The sequence below is a fragment of the Aequoribacter sp. genome (genome assembly GCF_965659035.1).
Lineage (GTDB): Bacteria > Pseudomonadota > Gammaproteobacteria > Pseudomonadales > Halieaceae > Aequoribacter.
The window spans coordinates 6,618-9,580 of sequence record NZ_CBFHWH010000025.1 but is presented as its reverse complement, the minus strand read 5'-3'; the positions used below and the strand labels follow the sequence as shown (position 1 = coordinate 9,580).

At 53.7% G+C, this 2,963-nt stretch carries 3 protein-coding genes; all 3 read right to left on the bottom strand.

The annotated features are described in order from the left end of the window. Positions 1-183: 183 nt before the first annotated feature. Genes ACTF5Z_RS05845 through ACTF5Z_RS05835 form a run of 3 tightly spaced genes read right to left on the bottom strand, consistent with a single transcriptional unit; the run spans position 184 to position 2,575 of the window. Positions 184-678 carry a DUF4381 domain-containing protein gene (locus tag ACTF5Z_RS05845; protein WP_423853236.1) on the bottom strand — a complete coding sequence of 165 codons (495 nt, stop codon included), beginning with the start codon at positions 676-678 and terminating at the stop codon, positions 184-186. Then, positions 675-1,622 (bottom strand): DUF58 domain-containing protein, encoded by a 948-nt coding sequence (locus ACTF5Z_RS05840; RefSeq protein ID WP_438984858.1) that lies wholly within the window; start codon positions 1,620-1,622, stop codon positions 675-677. The genes ACTF5Z_RS05845 and ACTF5Z_RS05840 overlap by 4 nt, the downstream gene beginning before the upstream one ends. Continuing rightward, positions 1,619-2,575: an AAA family ATPase gene (locus ACTF5Z_RS05835; protein ID WP_423853232.1), complete on the bottom strand. Its 957-nt coding sequence runs from the start codon at positions 2,573-2,575 to the stop codon at positions 1,619-1,621. The genes ACTF5Z_RS05840 and ACTF5Z_RS05835 overlap by 4 nt, the downstream gene beginning before the upstream one ends. Positions 2,576-2,963 lie beyond the last annotated feature (388 nt).

Sequence of the window (2,963 nt, the reverse complement as noted above, 5' to 3'; positions counted from 1 at the left end):
AACTGCAGCCAGAAATTGCCTCGTTGAAACAAAGAGCGGGGTCCGCGAGACGCATTACCTAGTGACTGCCAGAGTCGAAATTGTGGTACCCAAAGGGCCGTCTCTTGCGAGGTTTCACGCGATCGCAGAAAGACCAGCAAAACCGGTAGAGGAAGTAGTGCCAATGCCCATGGCCAATTCCACTCAAGCATAATGTCGTCCCTTATGCCCCGCTAACCAGCGCTCGCTGTCTTTTAGTGTCGCTTCTCGGTTCGCCCACAGCTGGTCCTGGTTTCCCGAGTAGACCTGCCACGTAAAGTCGAACTGGCAGGCGTTTTGTTGTCGTTTCCGGGTGGTGTTTTGCAGCCAGGCTTGCCAATTTTTGCCCGTCAGAGAGGCTGTGGTCGTATCCTTTTGGTAGTGCAGAGCGACGGCTTTTAACAGAGCGTTTATCGCAACTACCGCGTCTTGGCTGCTTTCGCGGTCGCCCCAGCGGGTGGCAATCTTGCGCAGCTCCGCTCGTGCTTGCCGCAACACCGCGCGGCGCTGGTGGTAGCGGTACAAAGCCGTGAGCACTAGGATCAATACGATAACGATGAGGCTTGCCAATATCCACCAGCCTGGCGCCAGCGGCCAGCTGAAGTCTGCTGCCGGTAGGTGTAGCGGGCGCAGCTGTGCTAATGGATCCTGCGGATTCATCGACGTGCTCCAAACAAGGGCTGCAGCACTTCCATCACGGCATCGGTAGTTTTCGCTTCGATGAGCGGAATGGCCGTTTTCAAACAATCGGCGCGCAGGGTGTCGAGCCGGTTTTGAAAAGTTTGCACATAGGCTTCTCGCACTGGCGCAGAGCCCGTGTCGAGCCCCGCTATTGTGTCGCCATCGGTGAATTGGTAGTAGCCCGGAGGCGGTGCCACAGCCTCCATCGGATCGCTAATCATGCAGAGGGTCAGGCGGTTGTGGCGGGCCAAATAGCTCAGATGAGGCAGGTGTTGCTGGCTCGCGTAATCGGCGAAATCGCTGACAATAAAAATATGGGTTCCGGGCCGACTAATGCGTCGCAAAGCCAGTAGCTGCTCGGCAAAATCCAACCCCGTCGACTTCTTAGATTGGTCAGGCAGGGCTTGATTGAGCGCCAGTAAGTTTTGAAGAAAGTGCAAAACGCTGCTGCGTGACGCTTTGGGGCGGAGTTCGCAGTGTTCGGCTTGTCCCGCGATTAAGCCGCCTATGCGATCACCGTTTTCGAGTGCTGCCCAGGCAATCGTGGCAGAAAATTCGGCGGCCCATACGGACTTCATGCAGGTTTGTGAACCGAAGAATAAGCTATTGCGTTGATCTACGGCGATAAGCACTGGGCGTTCGCGTTCTTCTTTAAACAATTTGGTGTGAGCGTCGCCAGTCCGTGCCGTGACTCTCCAATCAATAGAACGCACGTCGTCGCCGGGGTAGTACTTGCGGACCTCATCAAAATCTAAGCCGCGGCCGCGACGTGAGCTACTCTGCTGGCCTGCCAACAGGGCCAGTGCAGGGCTGCGCGCGTGCAAATTAAGGTTGCGCGCGAGATATCGAGTTGCCAGCAAAGCATCTAAGCGGCAGTGCGCGCCTTGGGGTGCTCTGCTCGATATTGCTTGAGTTCGCATCATCCAATAGGTACTAAGCGAAGTAGTTGCTCAATAATTTTGTCGGTGCCTATGCCATTGGCCTCGGCTTCAAAGCTTTGCAGTATACGATGTCTCAGTACGTCAGGTGCAATAGCAAGTACGTCTTCAGGGGTAACAAAGTCACGACCCGCTAACCATGCGTGTACTCTTGAACAACGGTCCAAGGCAATCGTAGCGCGCGGGCTGGCACCAAATTCGATCCACGTCGCAAGCTCTGGCGAGTAGGCACTGGGCTGGCGAGTCGCCATAATCAGTTGAACGATATAGTTCTCGACTGCCTCGCTCATGTGTAGTCCAAGTGCAGCATGTCGTGCTTTGAAAATGCTGGCTTGGCTTAACTCAGGCTGCGTTGTGGCAGGGATTCCACTGGCTTCTTGTCTTGATATCGCCAAGATCTGTCGCTCGGCATCGGCGTTAGGATAGTCGACTTTAACGTGCATAAGAAAACGGTCGAGCTGCGCCTCTGGGAGCGGGTAAGTGCCTTCTTGCTCGATTGGGTTTTGTGTTGCCATTACCAAGAACAATTTAGGTAGTGCGTAGGTTTGGCTGCCCACTGAGATCTGGCGTTCGGCCATGGCTTCTAGAAGCGCCGACTGTACTTTGGCCGGTGCTCGGTTGATTTCGTCGGCTAGCACAAGGTTGTGGAAAATTGGACCTTGTTGGAACTCGAAGGTGCCGTCTTGTGGACGATAAATCTCGGTGCCTGTCACGTCGCCGGGTAACAGGTCGGGGGTAAACTGAATCCGATGAAAGTTACCTTCGATACCGTCCGCAAGGGATTTTATCGCGCGGGTTTTTGCAAGTCCGGGTGCACCCTCTACAAGTAAGTGACCGTCAGCAAGTAGGGCAATGACGAGGCGATTAACCAAGTGTGCTTGGCCGACAATTTGCTGTGATAACCAGGTTTCGAGTGCGCGGATTTCCGACTGTGCCACAGTATCTCCTATTTCATGCCTGTGATTTCGGGCGTATTATTTGGAAAAGCCCAACCACGTGCTCACTTCGTAATGAGCAGGTGTTTGTTAGGACTCGTATGTGCCCAGAAAGTTCTTGGTACTATGAGGGCTTAAAGCCAAAAATCAAGCGCTATCGAGCGAATTGTCGATTAAGGGTAAGAAATTTCTATGACGCCGCTGCTGACGAAAGAACAAAGGCTTGATGAATTAACGAACGACTTGCAGCAAAAAAGCAAAGATATGCCCAGGCAGGGCTCGTTAGTGCAACTCGCGCACGCCTTTTACGAAAGTTTGGGTATGGAAGATCTTGGTCGCCAGTCTGTTGAGGATTTGGCGGCAAGGATCGAGTGGTTGCAGAGCTATCTGG